Raw genomic sequence first — 18,507 nt, 5'->3', positions numbered from 1 at the left:
ATGTCTGTAGTTGGGATTAATCCCCTCCTTGTTCACGCTACGGTGTACACTAGACCTCTTACAGTTGCACCAAATAAATGATGTAGAGACGTTGCATACAACGTCTCTACACCTATCTTCATTAAGAAACGGTATCAGCACTCATAACAATTTCTGATTGGGTTGTAAATTAATTGCAAAACGACTGTAGACAATTTGAGTTAGAGATTTAGAATCACACCAAAAAACATCCTGAATAACTGTGTAATCACTCTCCGTCTCTGCTAACTCAAAATGAACTAAAGAAATATTATTCAATCCCACAACTTCTTTGCCATCCTGAAACCATCGATATTGCCAAAACATGAAAGGTTGTAACCATCGCAAGTAAGAATTTTGGGCTTTTTTGTGAGCATTTATTAAAAAAGACATTTCTCTTTGAGAGTGGAAATTTTGAGTGCTTTGTCGCGGTATCCACTCCAATACACAATACCAATCAGGATTATTCTTTCTTTCATATCGGGCTGATTTTTTTGTAGAAACCTGCACTATATTAGGCGGTTGATTCCAGCCTAACCACCGTCTGATTTTTTCTGGTAATAGCCACTCTTTTAAACGTGTATGAATTAATCTAGTTATTGTTTCTTCATTTTTTAAAGCACTAGAAGTTAACTGTAATAATACAGATTGTTTCTGTGCATTGTGCGTTTTTGCATAAGATAAGCGAGCAGTGCAACTGTAGTGAATATCTCCAGACAAAATCACAAGTTTTTGACGTTGCTCACATAAAATATTTAACAGTTTTGCTAAGGCGGGAAAATTAATATTCCAAGCATCTCCCACATCTGTAGAAAAAACTTGTTCGCGTTGTAATTGCCAATGATGAATCCAATCAATTACTTGCAAACCAAATACATTGGTAGGAGCAATAACAAATGTGGTGAGATGATGATTGTCTGCTGTTTGTTGTAGAGGTTGCAGTAGTTGTTGATTCATTGCCCATGGACATAATAACATGGGTGGGGCAATGGGTTTTTGGTCGGCTGGATAGCCCCGCCAAGTGCGTGTATCTAGTATGATGATTTCATGGCAAGGGCTTGTGATGGTGTAGTGCCAAGTCAATACTTGGGGATCTCGTTCTAAAATAAACACCCCATCTTCTAAAACCAAATTAGGTAAGTCAGTGCGAGGATCGGTAGTTGGTATGCCAACATATCGCGCGATCGCCTTCTCAGCATCTTGATCTTTTCCTTGGGAATTTGACCACCCATTAGCCGCAACTAGCAACTTTTCACCGGAACTATTAGCTACAAATTGTCCAGGTGTATTACCCCAAGCTTGAAACACTGCGTAGGCTAATAAAGCATTCTGCACAACTCGCCGTCCTAGGGGATTTCCCAGCACCCGTAAACACCAAGCTTGATTTAAGTTCCAGTCATCACTAACATCATGGTCATCAAAAATGGTGTATGTGGGAATATTAGCCAAAGCGCGGCGCACTTGTGGCAGTGTTTGAATATATTGGCGTAAATATTTGACTGATTTGTTCCAATACTTGATAGCATGACGCTTGTTGGTGACTCTGTGTGCATCAGGAAACGCATCCGGCCAGCACACTGGCGACCAAGAAAGTATATAAGCAGCGTAATATTCCCCCAAGCTAAAAAGGTGACTAGATACTTTCTCTGGTTTATTGTGTAATCCAGCCGTAAAGCCAGCATCTTCTGTAGCCACTTGAGCGCGATCGCCGGGAGGTAGTTCCTTGGGTGTACGATAAATTTGACCGATGGGTAGTTGTTCTTCCCAACCTAGTAAAGCATCCCCTAACCGACTAGCACACCATAAAAACGGGGCGGCTACATCATCACCGTAAATTTGATCACCTGTTAAGAATAGCTGATGGGGGCGGTGTCGGGTTTCCTTGGCAGTTGCAATTAAGCCATCTAAAATTGGTAAAGCATCAAATCCATGACCGTGAGGTTTGCGACAGGAAGCATGGACAATGTGCAAATCTTCTAGGCGATTGGGTGGGAGAATAAAAGTCGGTTTTTGATGTGCAAAGTAACTAATGCTCACGTCAGGAAAGCGGTTAGAAGATAAGGCTTGCTCTAGGGTGAGTAAGGTTTGGTCGGCTAGGGTAAACTGGAGGTCATAGGCATAGATGCGATCATTCGTTAAACTCTCCCCATTTGCAGATTCAGCTGTAATCGCCACAACGTGTAAATGTTTGCCTAAAGCAACTGTAGAACGTTGCCCCACTAATAAACAATTTTCTAACCTTTCACCATTATTTGTTGTGTTATAAACTTTGATTTCTACCTGGCAAGACTGCTTTAATGCCACCAATACTGTCACCGATTCCGGTTCAGTATGTTTTAGTATTGGACCAACCAAAATCATTGGCAGGTAGTCAAAAAAGCTTCCAGTTTGGTTATTCATTACCCCAAGTGCAAATTAATATTCGGTAACAAGTTAATTGAACAAGAGAGGTCAAAAAGAGGAAAAGGGGCAGGGGGCAGGGGGCAAGGGGGAAGACCGGGACAGAGCTTGGACTCCGCCCCGTATAAGCGTCCTAGAAGGACGGGGCTTGTACCCATGTTCCGCTCCGCTCCACGCATGGGGAAAGGGCTTGCTCCCCCTGCTCCCTGCTCCCTTCCCCCCTGCCTCTTCCGGTCATCGTTCCACAATGTTGGATAACCCCTTTTGTTTATTTGCCCAACCCTGTGTAACGAAATAATAAGTCACACATAACATAATTATGGTGAAATCAAATTATTCCCATTGACTGATTAAGTGAGCAACTTGCAGTTACGCCACTGGTTGCACAAATTATTAATATAACAATTAAGTTAATGTATCCTAGCTTTAATAAAATAGCATACCATTGTATGGTTTTATCGCTCAATTCTTCTAGTATGAGCGTGGCTATTGCCCTAATTGGTGATGATTTAGGTTAAAGCTGGTAAACATCGGATAATTATCTATTGATTAAATAGAAAGCACTAGCTCATTACCCTTTTTTAGACATTCACCAAGAGGCTGATTTTGGCAAATGATCAAATATGTGGTTTTACTTTTTAGCTCTTCATTAATTATTGGAGTTTAGGTTGTCATCTCTTGTGATTGTTAAAATTTTGGTAATCTAATACAAGAGACAAAGTTATGGTTACGAGCAAATTTGATCATACAATAGCTGCCATCGAGTTAAATGCAGCTAGAAAATTAAACTGGGATTATAACCAATTTAAAGATTCTTTCAGTTTTACAGTAAATAATGAAGCGATTGAGATAGCACCTAAAAAAAATATACTTACAGAATCTGAGGTGCAAACTTTAAAGGAAGCTTTGTTAGATTATGGTTTTCAGTACAAAAAAACCATCAATGATTTTATCTTTGTTTTTGAGCAAGATACTCACTCAACATAAGTTAATACCAGTCTGCGATCGCCAACCCCGAAACTATTTTAGAACTCCAAAGATTAGGGATGGAGAAATTAGCCCATCCCATCATAAAGTTGATTAACTCCGCGCAATTCCTTCTTCACGCGCCGCCTGTTGTACAGCCGCCGCTACAGCAGTCACAACACGCCCATCAAATACGGAAGGAATAATATGTTCCCGATTTAACTCTGAAGGACTAACTAAAGCCGCGATCGCATGAGCTGCTTGTAAATACATTGTGGTAGTAATTGTCTGCGCCCGACAATCCAAAGCACCCCGGAACACTCCAGGGAAGGCTAAAACGTTGTTAATTTGATTGGGGTAGTCACTACGACCGGTAGCGATGACAGCCACATCTTTACTAACTAATTCCGGCTGAATTTCTGGGATGGGGTTAGCCATAGCAAAGATAATGGCATCTTTACCCATAGATTTCACCATTTCCGGTGTTAATACTCCCGGTGCGCTGACACCTATAAATACATCTGCACCTTGGACTGCGCCTGCTAGCGTACCTTGGGCTTTAACAGCAAATTCTTGTTTTTCTTCGTTTAAGTCAGTGCGACTGCTGGAGATAATCCCCTTAGAATCGCACATCCAGATTTTTTCTGCTCCCGCTTTCTTGAGTAGCTTGGCGATCGCTACTCCAGCCGCACCAGCACCATTAATTACAATGCGGATGTCTGCAATAGATTTTTGTACCAATTTCAAAGCGTTAAATAATGCTGCTAAGGTGACAATTGCTGTACCATGTTGGTCATCATGAAACACAGGTATGTCTAATTCCTGCCTTAATCGCTGTTCAATTTCAAAGCAACGGGGAGCAGCAATATCTTCTAAATTAACACCCCCAAACACAGGAGCAATATGTTTTACCGCCTGGATAATCTCTTCTGTATTTTGAGTATTCAAGCAAATCGGAAACGCATCCAGCCCGGCAAATTCTTTGAATAGCATCGCCTTACCTTCCATCACTGGTAAAGCTGCATGGGGGCCAAGATTACCCAAACCCAGAACCGCACTACCATCAGTGACAATAGCGACGGTATTTTGTTTGATAGTTAAATTATAAACCTCTGCCGGGTCTTGAGCGATCGCAGTACACACCCTTCCTACCCCTGGAGTGTAAGCCATAGCCAAATCAGAGACGCTCTTGAGGGGGATACGGCTAGTAATGCTAATTTTGCCGCCCCGATGTAAATTAAAAGTGCGATCGTAAACACTTAACAGCTTAATATCAGGAATAGCTTTAACTGCTTGCACAATAATTTCCGCGTGTTCAGTGCTAGCAGCATCAACATTCAGGTCACGAATAGAAACATCGCGAGTTTGTTCAATTAAATCGATTGTACCGATATTACCGCCACTTTCGGCAATAGCCTGAGCGATCGCTGCCAACATTCCCACCCGATTAGGAATTTGTAACCGCAGCGTCACACTAAAACTAGAATTAGGAGTTAGGTTTGTCATTGTGATTGGAGATTTTAAGTTTTAGATTGTATATTGAATTGCTCAGTAAATTCTATTTCTAGGATAAATCTCACATCTTAATGACGGTTATTGACCGGAGTTGCAAGCTCATCTTCACAACTACCATGCGGAAAAACGTGACGGCTAATAGACTCAGTACGTTTAAAATTCTATTGTGTAGCGATCGCTTTTTTTGCGGTACATATCTTTTGAGCTAGATCACAATAATTCAATGAATTCATCTACGCTCAAGCTTATCTGCCGAATAATTGCACGTAAAGTACCCCTGTCAAGTTCTTTGTGATCTGGTACAGAGACTGTTATTCTCGGCTCTTCACAAACCAAAATTATATGACTTCCTTTTTGCCGATTGATTACAAAGCCGATTTTTTCCAGTGCTTTGACACACTCTGCACCTGAGATCACTGGTAATTTACTCATACCAATACAACCTCAACCGTATCTTCTGGAACGGCCTCGCCTCGCTCTTGTAGCACTTCAATATAGAGAACGATCGCTTCTCCTATATTACTTAGAGCCTCCTCACGAGTTTTCCCCTGACTAATACAACCAGGTAAACTTGGTACTTCGACAACAAAATAACCATCTTCCCCAAAATATAACAATACTTTGCGTTTAGGTTTTTCTTGCTTTTTTGTTGCGGTCATATTTCAAATAGCTGCTTGATTATCTCACTATAAATTATAAGGTGTAGGTTGAAAACCCCGGAGAGAGAGCAACGTAGTTGCAATTTTCGTGCTTTAGACCGGGGATGAAAACCACTCTGGCAGGGTTTACCCTGCCGTGATGCGATATGGTAAAATTGAGAACGTGGAGGGGTAATCAACCACATTAAAAACCCTACACTGCTTAACAGCAATCTGTACCTTGACAACTGAAGATATGGGTTCTATTCCATAGTTCTAGTTTCTTGCCCAGGAATAGGTAAAATCTTCATGGGAACTAGACGACACAGAATTTTACGGGGATATAGCAATATGCCCCTAACAAACAAATTCTTGGAGCAATCCAACTACGGTAGGGCATACCGAAAGTCAACGCTTGAGGAGAGAACCACCTCTGGGTTAGATACCGCAAGGGGTCTAATCTAAGTGGACTCGTAGAACCAAGAATCTCCGTGTCTTTAGACCGGAGAGTGTCAAACGATTTGGAATTGATTCCAGTTACAAACAAAAAGCACCCTTATAATTTAAGAGTGCTTTTTGTAGCTAAAACTGCCAAATTAACCATGAATAACAGGAGCGTGCAAAGCCACAGGTACAGCCTCACCGCTAGCCAAATCTAGCGGGAAATTGTGAGCATTCCGCTCGTGCATCACCTCTATACCCAAGTTGGCACGGTTCAGCACATCAGCCCATGTATTAATCACACGACCATGAGAATCAAGTATCGAGTGATTAAAGTTAAACCCATTCAGGTTAAACGCCATCGTACTGATACCCAAAGCCGTAAACCAAATTCCCACTACAGGCCAAGCAGCCAAGAAAAAGTGCAAAGAACGGGAATTATTAAAACTGGCATATTGCCAAATTAACCGCCCAAAATAACCATGAGCAGCCACAATGCTATAGGTTTCTTGTTCTTGACCAAACTTGTAGCCATAGTTGACCGACTCAACTTCTGTCGTCTCCCTCACCAACGAAGAAGACACCAAAGAACCGTGCATAGCAGAGAACAATGCCCCACCGAACACCCCCGCCACACCTAACATATGGAATGGGTGCATGAGAATGTTATGCTCGGCTTGAAAGACAAACATGAAGTTAAAAGTGCCGCTAATTCCCAAAGGCATCCCATCAGAAAAGCTACCTTGACCAATGGGATAAATTAAGAAAACAGAGGTCGCAGCCGCTACAGGTGCAGAGTAAGCCACACAAATCCAAGGACGCATCCCCAGACGATAGCTCAACTCCCATTGCCGACCAAGCCAGCAAAAAATACCAATGAGAAAATGCAAAATAATCAGTTGATAAGGGCCGCCGTTGTAGAGCCATTCATCCATTGACGCAGCTTCCCAAAGTGGGTAGAAATGCAATCCAATGGCGTTGGATGTGGGTACAACAGCACCAGTAATGATGTTATTGCCGTACAACAAAGAACCAGTAACAGGTTCTCGAATCCCGTCAATGTCAACGGGTGGTGCAGCAATAAAGGCAATGATAAAACAGGTGGTAGCTGTTAACAGTGTGGGAATCATCAAAACCCCGAACCAGCCGATATAAAGCCGATTTTCGGTGCTAGTAATCCATTGACAGAAACGATCCCAAAAGCTACCTCTTTCGCTTTTTCCTAAAATTGAGGTCATGGCTATGGTATTGATAAAGTGCGAACAACAAGCTTTCTCAATTCCTAAAAATTGAGAACTGAAGTAGAACAGGGTCAGTAATTAAAGGTTTGTAGTGAGAACTTTAGTTCTCTCCGCAAGACGCTCCGCGTTCGCGCAGCGTCCCGCAGGGAACAAAAAAGGACTAAAGTCCTTACTACGAACTCAATCCTAGTCTTTGTGCATTACTTAACATGGTTTGTTTTTTTCAAGTCGTTCTACTTAAGCTGTTTTCAAAGACTTTCGTCCAATACCTTCTCCCCTATCACCGGGATTTTTTTCTCTCGCCTCACACTACAAATACTCAAAATATCGTTAACTCATTTCCCCTGGGAGATGGTAATAATTACGGGGCTATTTTCCCGGCTCTATAATTTCGGTTGTACATTAATTTTTTATGTTTTCCCATAAATTTAAATTACTTTTTTTAAATAAATTGCAATAAAAACATGGGACTAGTACCGCAGGGCGGAAGTCAAAAGTCCGAAAATGAGATGTGTCATTCTGAATGAAATGTCTAATCTTTGAGATGTTTCGCTTCGCTCAACATGACAGATTCAGCATTTATGCAAGAGGTCTAATATCCTAATTTGCTGGTGTAGGTTCTTCCACAGGACGAATAATGGCTGGTGCTGGTGTTACGTCTGGTTGGAAAATTCCCTGCAATGCTTGTTCTAAGGTTTGCGCCATGACAATCCGGTTTTCGTAGGCGACGATTACCCGTACCAAGGTCGGTAAACTATTTTGGGTGGCTTCTAGGTAAATTGGCTCAACATACAGCAGAGATTGTTCAATGGGAACGATCAATAAATTCCCTTGAATTGCCCTAGAACCTTGACGATTCCATAGAGAAATTTGTTGTGAAATTACTGGGTCTTGATTAATTCGGGCTTCGATTTGTTCTGGCCCGTAAACTAAACGTTCTTTAGGAAAGTTATACAACAACAACTTACCGTAATTATTCCCGTCCGATCGCGCTCCTAACCAAGCAATGAGATTATTTCTCTGTTTGGGAGTGTAGGGTAAAAGCAGGATAAATTCTTCAAAGGGGACTGTCGGTAAGCTGGTAATCAAATAATAAGGCTCTACTTGTCGTTGTTCACTGCCATAGATTTCGTTGGGGATTCGCCACAGGTCTTCCCGGTTGTAAAATACTTGAGTATCCGTCATGTGGTAGGTCATCAACCGCTCAGATTGAATTGAGAAGAAGTCTACTGGATAGCGGATATGACTGCGAAGGCTGACTGGCATTTCCGTCAGAGGTTTAAACACATTAGGAAATATTGCTGACCAAGTAGCAATGATAGGATCTGTAGGATCGGCAATATAAAATTTGACAGTGCCGTTGTAAGAATCAACTACAACTTTAATGGAATTACGAATGTAATTGATACCGTTGTTATTAGGGTCTGAGTAGGGATAGCGATCGCTAGTAGTATAAGCATCCACTATCCAAAATAGATGGTTATTTGGCCCTGGTAATTCTGCCAAAGCGTCAGCCGCAACTAAATAAGGGTCACTGTCAAATTTTAGAAATGGTGCGATCGCTTGAATTCTTTGCTTGATGTTCCGCCGGAATAATACCTTAGTATCAGGTAAAAAGTCCCGTGTAAATAACATCTGCCAATCTCTTAAATACAGGGAAAATAACAGGCGTTTCCAGGCTGCACCAATACTGACACCACCTAAACCCTGATAGTTATTGTAAATATTATCACTACCACTGGGATAATCTAACTCTCTAACTCTTGTCCCCGTCATTACATAGGTATTAGTAATTTCACCGTAATAAATGCGGGGTTGCCCAATGGGTATACTGTCCCGGATGGCTTCACTAGAAGTAGTGAGTGCGCCGTCTTCATTGCCAGCAATATCTTTAACAAAATATTCTGGCAACCCACCAGGAGCGACTGTATTAACTGGACTGATAGTAAAGCCGTAGCCGTGAGTATAAATTAAATGTTGGTTCACCCATGTCTGAGCCTGCTGTGGTACAGCACTGTAGTCTAATTCCCGTGCGGAAATTAGCACCTGTCGCCGTTCTGTAGGTGTAGTTAGATTTAACTCAGGTAATGGTGGCTGGGGAGCAACTGGCGGTTGTGCTTCAGCTTCTAGCTTGAGGGTGTAGCGGTCAATGTCTGCATCGTTAAAGCGATAGTAGGGGCGAATCTGTTGCAGTTGTCGGTTAGTTTCTAAGAGTGGACGCTGATCCCACAGGCGAATATTGCGAATTGTCAAGTCATTGTCTTCAATGTCAGTTTCCGTTAAAGTTGCTTGGGGGTTGAAAGTTCTGACATCCATTGTTTCTAAATTAAATGCTTGCCTAGTTAGGGCAATTGTGCGCTGAATATATGTTTGCTCCCGTTGTAGTTCGTTGGGTTGAACAATCAAATACTGCACCACCGTTGGTATAAGATGACCTGCTACTACCACAGAAAATAAATATAGACCTAATCCATAAAAGACAAATTGACGATACCGAGATGCAGGTCGCCAAAAGATAGTTCGCCAAAGTAAGTAAGTTGCGATCGCCAACGCCAACCCACACAAACCGTTGTAAACTGGCAACTGGACATGAACATCGGTGTAGCTAGCCCCATAACTCACCCCACGGGGAGAATAAACTAGTTCATAGCGACTCAGCCAATAACTGAAAGCTACCAACAGCATCAATAAACTACCCATCCCATATAAATGACGCTGTTGCTGAGATGAAAAACCGGGGAATATACCTTGGCTGAGGCTGTCACCTGATAAAAGATAGGTAAGAGTAACAGCCACAAAACCATACAAAAACATCCCCATCAGCCAGATTTCTAGCAGTTCCCAAAAGGGGAGAGAAAAGACATAAAAGCTGATATCCAGACCAAATAAAGGTTCAGTGCTATTAAAAGATGTAGGGTGGAAATATTGCAGCACCTTAGCCCAGTTATGGTACATAATGATGCCCAATAAGACACTGAGAATTACAGCGATCGCCGGCAATAAAAACTGAGAATAAATTAAAATAGCGATCGCAGCACCAATCGCCAAACCTAAATATAAAACTTGGCTAAAACTCTGTACGCCTAACTGCCAAAGTGTTTCGAGTCTAAAGGGAACAATGAGTTGAGTTTTGTTAGTAGCAGACAAGTACCCAATAGCGATTTGACTATAATGAGCCAGCATGAACCCCACCAACAAGCTCAATATTATAGCTACAGGTAGTAGCCAGCGTAATTTGAATGGTTTTAAAGTTGGCTCATCATATTTACGAGGTTGACGACGTTGAGGATACTGAGGACTCACCAGTTTTTTTAATTCGCTACTCAGACTCACCGCCTCTAGCTGAACTTCCTCAATTTTCACAGACTGGGGATGCTTCAGCCGTTGCGCCAAAGTCAGATTCCCCAAGAGGTAAGCAGCAGTTATCCCAGTGATGAACACCCATAAACCACCACGAGTCACCAGCCTAACTAAAAATACTCCCAGATAACCGACTTCCTGAAACCAAAAAATTTCTGCTCCCAATCGCGCACTGATAATCACGAACAGGCACAGACCCAGGAATATTATTAATATTCTAAAAAACCAGTTCTTAAACATAATTTTGGTAATTTTCTTTAAACCCAACTGAGTATGAGAAAATGGGAATGGGAATTAATTGACTGTGGATTTTTAACTCGAAACGAAAAAGTTCATCCAAGACAGTCTCAACATTTGCTTTTTGGTATCAATCCTGTGAAACTACTTTTACTGTTGTTGGTGAATGGTATCTACATTGTAGTTAATGCCGACTCTCAACAAACCCGGAACAGGTAATTGATCAATTGCGTCTCTGCGAGCAGTAGCATTGAGTAAATCGACACAATATAAATACAAATACGCAATGCTTAGTGTTTAAATTCCGGGTTATTTTTGAATTTTGAATTTTGAACAGGTGGCATCTACAAAGTAACGCAATCGGAAATTTCTTACTGAGGTTGGTATGAATAGGCAGATTTATATTGGCATGATGGCATTACCTATTTATTTGTATAATGCCGATGTCAATCTTATCATTCATAGTGAAACACCTAGTTTCACAAATCAGTTGTTTATTACAACTGTTGTGGTTGATCACAATGCAAATAATCAATCACATATGAGTTCATGGCTAATAGCAGACGGACGAGATCAAACGGAAGATTGCTTGCGAAGACGTGATTGCAAAATATAAATATAGCGTTTTTCTGTGGAGTGAAGTACAAGAACCCCGCCCCCAACCCCCTCCTCGCTAGCGAGGAAGGGGCTATCATATATCTCTTTTGATTAGGTAACGCTATAGCGTTTCTCGCTTTAGTGATTATATTTAATATTTTAATTGTGTTTTTTGATATATACAAAACACAATTAAAAGGTGTTGTCAGGTACATTTTGATTGGTGAAATATTCTTAATATTTATAACAAGATATTGGATCAGATTCGACATTTTTGCGAGTCTGTAAGTTTAATCATATTTGTACTTATGTAAATTCAGGTTTGATATTTTTTGTATACAAAAATACAACAAGAGAGGCAAAATATCCTTAATGCTGCTAGATTATTGAGTAATTTGGGTAATATTTCCTAAATTAAAGCATAAATTGCCAAAAAGTTACATATCTAATGATTAGGTTTTATATTAACGACTAAAGGCTAGAGAACTCAGTAGAGATAGTATTAATTACGTCTCTATAAAAGTCCTCTTAGCGTAGGTGGCGTGAGCAGCGTGCTGAGTAATTAGCACTAATTGCTAATTACTAATTACTAAATACTTATCTGTCCCCAGACCCCAGTCCCCTGTCCCCTGTAACCTGTCTCTTGTAACCTGTCCCCTGTAACCTGTCCCCTGTAACATCTATACCTATGCCCCTAGACTTAGAAAAATTTTATCAGGCTTGCAATCCCAGTAGACCACTGATGATCGGCAATAAAAACGATCGCAGGTACTATATTGATTTTGCATCAGTGCGGGGTGGAAAAATCATTGAGGCTTTGCAGCGCACGATTAGCCGCATCTCACCCAATGCACCTACCTGTCAACTATTTACAGGACATTTGGGTTGTGGGAAATCTACAGAGTTATTGCGTCTCAAGGCTGAGTTAGAAGAACAGCAATTTCATGTCGTTTATTTTGAGTCTACCCACGTCTTAGAAATGGCGGATGTGGATGTGACTGATATTTTACTAGCGATCGCAGGTCAGGTGAGCGAAAGTCTCGAAGCAATGAAAATTCGCATCAAACCCAACTATTTCACTAAGTTATTTAGTGAGGTGGTAGATTTTTTGCAAACCCCTATCGACTTGGGAGTAGAAGCGGAGTTATCTGTAGGGATTGCCAAAATTACCGCCAAAACCAAAGAAAGCCCCCAACTGCGCCGCCGCTTGCGTGACTACCTCGAACCGCGCACCCAAAATATTTTGCAATCTATTAATCAAGAACTATTAGAACGGGCTGACAAAGAACTCAAAGCCAAAGGGAAAAAAGGCTTAGTGGTAATTGTCGATAACTTAGACAGGGTAGCAATTCGCCCTTTACCATCGGGGCGATCGCTGCCAGAATATTTATTTATTGAACGGGGTGAACAGTTACGTAAACTGAATTGTCATGTAGTTTACACCATTCCCCTGGCTTTAACTTTTTCTAACGATAGCGCGGAACTGCAACACCGTTTAGGCGGTGGGGTAGCACCGAAGGTTTTACCGATGATTCCGGTGCGGCTGCGTTCTGGGGAGATTTTTAACCAAGGGCTAAACTTGATCCGCCAAATGGTCTTAGCTAGAGCCTTTCCTGACATTGAGCCGAGCGATCGCTTAAGCTTAATTACAGAAGTGTTTGATAACTTAGAAACACTAGATCGATTGTGCCTGATCAGTGGTGGTCATGTGCGCGACTTGTTAGGATTGCTGTTTGACTGTCTGCGAGAACAAGACCCACCCTTTGAAAGGGAATGTGTTGAGTTGGTGATTCAAAGACAACGGGATTACCGCGTTAACCCTATTGATAGCCACGAGTGGGAGTTAATCTTTCAAGTGGTGCAGCAACAACGGGTTAGAGGTGATATAGAATACCATACCTTATTGCGTAGTTTATTTGTATTTGAATACCGCGACCACCAAGGGGCTTGGTTTGCTGTCAACCCAGTTTTAGCCGAGACACAAAAATTTAAGTCATGGTTGAAAGACAATTACCAGCAGATATAAAAGCAGCTAATGACCGAGCTTTACAGAGTTTATGGCGAGCAATCACCCTTTCTTGCGGTCATTTTTCCGTGGTTGTAGTCTGCTGCAATTATCGAGTGTTACAAGAGCGCGTTTTGGAATCACTAGATAAATTAGCGGCTGGGGTAGCCCGCATCCAAAAAGTTGTTTTACCCCACAACACCAGAAGTCTTTACACAGCCCTACATTTTCAGCTTGTGGCTGACAGTCAACCGCCATCAGCATTGATGGTTTTAGGTTTAGATACTGTAGATGAAATTGACGATTTACTCAGGTCAATTAATCATATCCGCGATGAATTACCCAAACGCCATGACTTTCCTATGGTTTTTTGGGTGAATGAGCAGGTTTTACAGAAAGTAGTGCGTTTAGCTCCTGATTTTGCGAGTTGGGCGGCGACCCCAATTCGGTTTGAAATGACTACCCCAGAGTTGCAGCAATTTTTGCAACAAGAAACAGGCTGTTTATTCGCCAAGGTATTAACCAACGAGCAAAGACAACGCCGACCAGCACAAGTTACAGAAAATTATTCCACCCTAGAACAAGTTTGGGAACATAGCGATGAACTCCACTGGGCTATCAATGAACTACATGAGCGCGGGATTACTCTAGAGCCAGAATTACACGCCAGTTTAAGGTTTGTTTTTGGTCTGGATGATTATGTCAGCGATCGCATTTACTACGCCTTAAATCATTTTCGCCAAAGCTTGTTGGTTTGGCAACAACTTGTAGCTAGTGAAGATACAGGGAATAAAGCTGATGAGGGTGTATTTTCTTCCCCCTCTCCCCCACCTCCCCCATCTCCCCCCTTACTGAGACAGGGAGTGTTGCTATTTTATATTGGGTTGTGTCATTGTCGTTTAGCCGAACAGAACCAGTTAGATAACCGTCCCCATTGGGAAGCAGCCAAATCTTGCTTACAAAAAAGCTTGCGGATTTTAGAAGTGGCGCAAAGACCAGATATCGCGGCGGAATTTATCGGTCAACTGACGGAAGTATTGGAACATCTGCAAGAGTGGGAAGAATTACAAACAGTAGCCGAAAATGCTCTAGAGTTACATCAAAATTATGGGAGTCAAATTCAGCTAGCTTGTGACTATGGTTTTTTAGCACAAGTCGCCGTTCAATCATCACGCTGGTTACAGGCGAGTATTTTAGCCCATGTTTCCCTACTCAAGTTAGACGAAGCACAACAAAATGATACTCAATCCCATGATTGTCTGTTTCCTCTGCTATTAACGCAGATTTATTACCTAGTCTTAGCCAAAGCCCAGCAAAAATTGGGTGAAAAAGTAGTGGCGCAAGCGTATTTAGATAAAGCCGCCCAAGCATTACCCCTAGCGTTAGAAAATAGCACCCATCAATATGATGCCCATCGTTATATTAGAATGCTGCGGCAATTGCGATCGCTCTATTTTGAAGCCGGTCGTTATGTAGAAGCCTATTGCATCCGCCAAAAACGCCGTTCTGTAGAACAACAATACGGCTTTCGGGCTTTCATTGGTGCAGGTCGTTTGCAACCCCAAAGACAAGCTACGAACCCCGCTTTAATGTCTCCTTCAGGAAGTAGCAGCGTCGCTTTAGAAATTGCAGCTTCCGGTCGGGAACGGGATATTAATAACTTAATTGGCAGAATTAGCCGGGCTGACCAGAAATTGATCGTCATTCATGGCCCCTCTGGGGTGGGTAAGAGTTCCACTGTCACAGCCGGGTTAGTTCCAGCCTTACAAAATCGCGCCATTGGTGATCAAATTGCTGTGCCTGTAGTCCTGCAAGTTTACACCGATTGGGTACGAGAATTGGGTAAATCTTTGAATGTGGCAATTTCTCACCTCCAAGGAGATGCAGCCATTGCACCTGTGACGGAAAAGCCTATAACTATTGGCTATATCTTAGAAAAATTATATCAAAATGCTGATAATCATCTCATCACAGTTTTAATTTTTGATCAATTTGAAGAATTTTTCTTTGGCTGCACCGACCGCCAACAAAAACAACAATTTGATCAATTTATCAGCGACTGTTTAAATGTATCTTTTGTCAAGGTCATTCTTTCCTTAAGAGAAGATTATTTACATCAATTATTAGAATTTAAACATCTTTCTCATCTAGAAGCAATTAATAATAATATTCTGGATAAACATATCCGCTATCAATTAAATAATTTTTCTCCAGAATACGCCAAAGCGATTATTGAAAAATTAACCGCTCGTTCCCACTCTAATTTAGAACCTGAATTAATTGATGCTTTAGTTGAAGACTTATCTACAGAAATGGGAGAAATTCGCCCCATTGAATTGCAACTAGTTGGCGCACAATTGCAAGATGAGGGAATCACAACTCTAGCCCAATATCAGCCATATCGCCCCAATAAACTGATAGAAAGATATATTAAAGCCCTGATTAAAGATTGTGGGGAAGAAAATGAACGGGCAGCTTTATTAGTTTTATATTTATTAACAGATGAAAGTAACAACAGACCATTTAAAACTCGTGCCGAATTAGGAGCAGAACTAGCAGAATTAGAAGATGTTGGCAAATTAGAGTTAGTTTTAAATATTTTAGTTAGTTCTGGTTTAGTAGTGTTATTCCCCGATATTCCAGAACGTTATCAACTAATACATGATTACTTAGTAGATTTAATTCGTTACTTGCAACAACAAGAATCAAGCTTTCAAGCACAACTCAACCAACTGCGTTACAAAGTCGAACAAAGCCAAACAGAAATTGAACGACTTAAACGCGAACTCCGACAAAAAAAGCAGCAAGCCAAACTTACAGATTTTCAACCCCAGCAAGGATTAGATTTAGTCACAGAATTACGAGATTTACGTAAGCGTGAAGAACTTAGCCTACTAGAAATAGAACAACTCCGCGCCGAACTTAAAGAAAAAGAATTAACCGCCCAACTTGCAGAAAGTCAAAAACAGCAAAGACTCAGTGAAGCAAAATTAAATCGTTCACTGACAATTGCTTTGGGGGCTTCTGTATTTGCCATATTAGGGTTAAGTATTTCGATTATCACGGCCGTAGATAGTGAAATCAAAACCCTCAGTGTTTCCAGCGAGGCGTTATTTGCATCCCAGAAGGGTATTGATGCTTTAAAAGAAGGGATAAAAGCGGGGCGAAAACTACAACGGGCTGTTTGGGTAGACCCTTACACCAGAGAAAAGGTACAAACAGCACTCTATCAAGCAGTTGTGGGAGTGAAGGAATATAACCGTTTAGAAGGACATACTTCTGGTGTTAACAGTGCTACATTTAGTCCTGATGGGTCTTTAATTGCCTCAGCTAGTGCTGACAACACCGTCAAACTTTGGCGTGCTGATGGTAGTCTAGTTCCGACGACATTGCAGCATACTCAAGTAGTTAATCATGTTAGCTTCAGTCCTGATAGTCAAATAGTCGCCTCTGCTAGTCAAGACAATACAATTCAACTGTGGAATACTCAAGGTCAACTGCTGAAAACCCTCCCAGGACATACAGCAGGGGTCAATAGTATCAATTTTAGCCCGGATGGACAGGCGATCGCCTCCGCTAGTACCGACAAGACAATCAAACTCTGGAGTCGGGAAGGTGAATTACTCCAAACTCTTACAGGACACCGGGATGTAGTCCAGGGTGTAGCATGGTCGCCTGATAGTCAAACCCTAGTTTCAGTCAGTGCTGACAAAACTATCAAGCTGTGGAAACGTGACGGACAAATCCTCAAAAGCTGGAATGGTCACGAGGATGTAATTTTAAGTGTCGCTTGGTCGCCCAATGGTCAAATTATTGCTAGTGCGGGTTTAGACCAGAACATCAAACTTTGGAATCTCCAAGGGCGACTCCTGAAAAACATCACAGGTCATACTGGGGGAGTCACCAGTATCAGTTTTAACCCTGATGGTCAGACCATTGCGTCCGCAAGTACCGACGAAACTATAAAACTTTGGACTTTAGATGGTTTGTTATTGGGGACGTTGAGAGGACATAACAATTGGGTAAATAGTGTGAGTTTCAGTCCTGACGGTCACACCTTAGTTTCTACCAGTCGGGATAAAACAGTCAAACTTTGGCGGTGGGACGATATATTGCAGCGTAACCCCGAAACTGATAATGATAATTTTGGGGTAACTAGCATTAGCTTTAGGCCTAAAAGCCAGACCGTAGCAGCTGCTAGTCGAGATCATACTGTAAAAATCTTTACTCATGACGGCAAACTCTTACAAACTCTTAAAGACCACAAAGACATAGTTTGGGGTGTAGCTTGGTCTGGAGATGGTCAAGTTATAGCTTCAGTAAGTAGAGATAAAATGGTAAAATTATGGAGTCGAGACGGTAAATTACTCCATACACTTATAGGTCATACTGATACAGTCTGGGGTGTAGCCTGGTCGCCAGATTATCAAGTCATAGCTTCAGCGAGTAAAGATAAAACAGTGAAGTTATGGAGTCGAGACGGTAAATTACTCCATACACTTATAGGTCACAAGGATGCAGTAAACTGGGTTAGCTTTAGCCCCGATGGTAAATTACTCGCCTCCGTCAGTGATGATTTAACTGTGAAACTGTGGAGTCGGGATGGTCAACTCCTACACACCCTCAAAGACCACAACCGCCAAGTTAACGGCGTAACGTGGTCGCCTGATAGTAAAATTGTGGCTTCCGCAAGTATTGATAGCACCGTCAAACTATGGCGACGGGATGGTCAATTGTTAAAAACTCTCACTGGAGATGGCAATAATTTTACCAGCCTTAGTTTTAGCCCCGATGGTCAGATTTTAGCCGCTAGTAGTGAAGATCAAATTAAGCTGTGGAATAGGGAAGGGACTTTACTTATTTCCTTAAAAGGCGATAAAGAAAAAATAACCAGCGTCAGTTTTAGTCCCGATGGTGAAATTTTGGCTGGAGGTAGCAGTAACGGTAGGGTAATGTTCCGCAACTTAGCTGATTTAAAATTAGCCCACCTCCTGGAGAGAGGTTGTGATTTCCTCCAAGATTATTTACAGACTAACTCTAAATTAACTGCAAGCGATCGCGCCTTATGTCCTCTTAAATGAGTAATGAG

General features: G+C 41.7%; 9 protein-coding genes. 3 read left to right on the top strand and 6 right to left on the bottom strand.

The features are described 5' to 3' along the window. Window positions 1-141: 141 nt before the first annotated feature. Window positions 142-2,418, bottom strand: a complete 2,277-nt coding sequence (locus tag L6494_RS24500; protein ID WP_237990323.1) for a PhoD-like phosphatase — start codon at window positions 2,416-2,418, stop codon at window positions 142-144. Window positions 2,419-3,141: 723 nt separating this feature from the next. Here L6494_RS24500 and L6494_RS24495 point away from each other — a divergent pair. Then, entirely contained in the window at window positions 3,142-3,405 is a 264-nt protein-coding gene (locus L6494_RS24495; protein WP_237990322.1) for a hypothetical protein, read from the top strand. A gap of 93 nt (window positions 3,406-3,498) precedes the next feature. Here L6494_RS24495 and L6494_RS24490 read toward each other — a convergent pair whose 3' ends face one another. From L6494_RS24490 to L6494_RS24470, 5 genes are all read right to left on the bottom strand, one after another. Further along, entirely contained in the window at window positions 3,499-4,890 is a 1,392-nt protein-coding gene (locus L6494_RS24490) for a malic enzyme-like NAD(P)-binding protein (protein WP_237990321.1), read from the bottom strand. Between the two features lie 219 nt (window positions 4,891-5,109). Then, window positions 5,110-5,331 (bottom strand): type II toxin-antitoxin system HicA family toxin, encoded by a 222-nt coding sequence (locus L6494_RS24485; RefSeq protein ID WP_237990320.1) that lies wholly within the window; start codon window positions 5,329-5,331, stop codon window positions 5,110-5,112. After that, window positions 5,328-5,558, bottom strand: coding sequence for a type II toxin-antitoxin system HicB family antitoxin (locus L6494_RS24480; protein ID WP_237990319.1), 231 nt, complete (start codon window positions 5,556-5,558; stop codon window positions 5,328-5,330). The genes L6494_RS24485 and L6494_RS24480 overlap by 4 nt, the downstream gene beginning before the upstream one ends. A 575-nt stretch (window positions 5,559-6,133) precedes the next feature. Continuing rightward, window positions 6,134-7,216: a photosystem II q(b) protein gene (gene psbA, locus L6494_RS24475; protein WP_237990318.1), complete on the bottom strand. Its 1,083-nt coding sequence runs from the start codon at window positions 7,214-7,216 to the stop codon at window positions 6,134-6,136. A 603-nt stretch (window positions 7,217-7,819) separates the two neighbouring features. Next, the gene (locus tag L6494_RS24470) at window positions 7,820-10,819 is read right to left on the bottom strand and encodes a UPF0182 family protein (RefSeq protein ID WP_237990317.1); all 3,000 of its coding nucleotides are present in this window, start codon (window positions 10,817-10,819) and stop codon (window positions 7,820-7,822) included. Window positions 10,820-12,101: 1,282 nt separating this feature from the next. Between L6494_RS24470 and L6494_RS24465 the strand changes: the two genes are divergently transcribed. Next, the gene (locus L6494_RS24465) at window positions 12,102-13,439 is read left to right on the top strand and encodes a P-loop NTPase fold protein (protein ID WP_237990316.1); all 1,338 of its coding nucleotides are present in this window, start codon (window positions 12,102-12,104) and stop codon (window positions 13,437-13,439) included. Next, entirely contained in the window at window positions 13,409-18,499 is a 5,091-nt protein-coding gene (locus tag L6494_RS24460; RefSeq protein ID WP_237990315.1) for an nSTAND1 domain-containing NTPase, read from the top strand. Before L6494_RS24465 ends, L6494_RS24460 begins: the two co-directional genes overlap by 31 nt. The last annotated feature ends 8 nt before the right edge of the window (window positions 18,500-18,507 follow it).

Origin of the sequence: Nostoc sp. UHCC 0870 (assembly GCF_022063185.1) — a bacterium.
Classification (GTDB): Bacteria; Cyanobacteriota; Cyanobacteriia; order Cyanobacteriales; family Nostocaceae; genus Trichormus.
The sequence above is the reverse complement of the archived record's forward strand: the minus strand, read 5'-3'. Positions and strand labels throughout refer to the sequence as shown.

Excerpts from the sequence above, each read along its gene's own strand:
- L6494_RS24500 (WP_237990323.1), bottom strand. The coding sequence starts at position 2,418 with ATGAATAACCAAACTGGAAGCTTTTTTGACTACCTGCCAATGATTTTG.
- L6494_RS24495 (WP_237990322.1), top strand. The coding sequence starts at position 3,142 with ATGGTTACGAGCAAATTTGATCATACAATAGCTGCCATCGAGTTAAAT.
- L6494_RS24490 (WP_237990321.1), bottom strand. The coding sequence starts at position 4,890 with ATGACAAACCTAACTCCTAATTCTAGTTTTAGTGTGACGCTGCGGTTA.
- L6494_RS24485 (WP_237990320.1), bottom strand. The coding sequence starts at position 5,331 with ATGAGTAAATTACCAGTGATCTCAGGTGCAGAGTGTGTCAAAGCACTG.
- L6494_RS24480 (WP_237990319.1), bottom strand. The coding sequence starts at position 5,558 with ATGACCGCAACAAAAAAGCAAGAAAAACCTAAACGCAAAGTATTGTTA.
- psbA (WP_237990318.1), bottom strand. The coding sequence starts at position 7,216 with ATGACCTCAATTTTAGGAAAAAGCGAAAGAGGTAGCTTTTGGGATCGT.
- L6494_RS24470 (WP_237990317.1), bottom strand. The coding sequence starts at position 10,819 with ATGTTTAAGAACTGGTTTTTTAGAATATTAATAATATTCCTGGGTCTG.
- L6494_RS24465 (WP_237990316.1), top strand. The coding sequence starts at position 12,102 with ATGCCCCTAGACTTAGAAAAATTTTATCAGGCTTGCAATCCCAGTAGA.
- L6494_RS24460 (WP_237990315.1), top strand. The coding sequence starts at position 13,409 with ATGGTTGAAAGACAATTACCAGCAGATATAAAAGCAGCTAATGACCGA.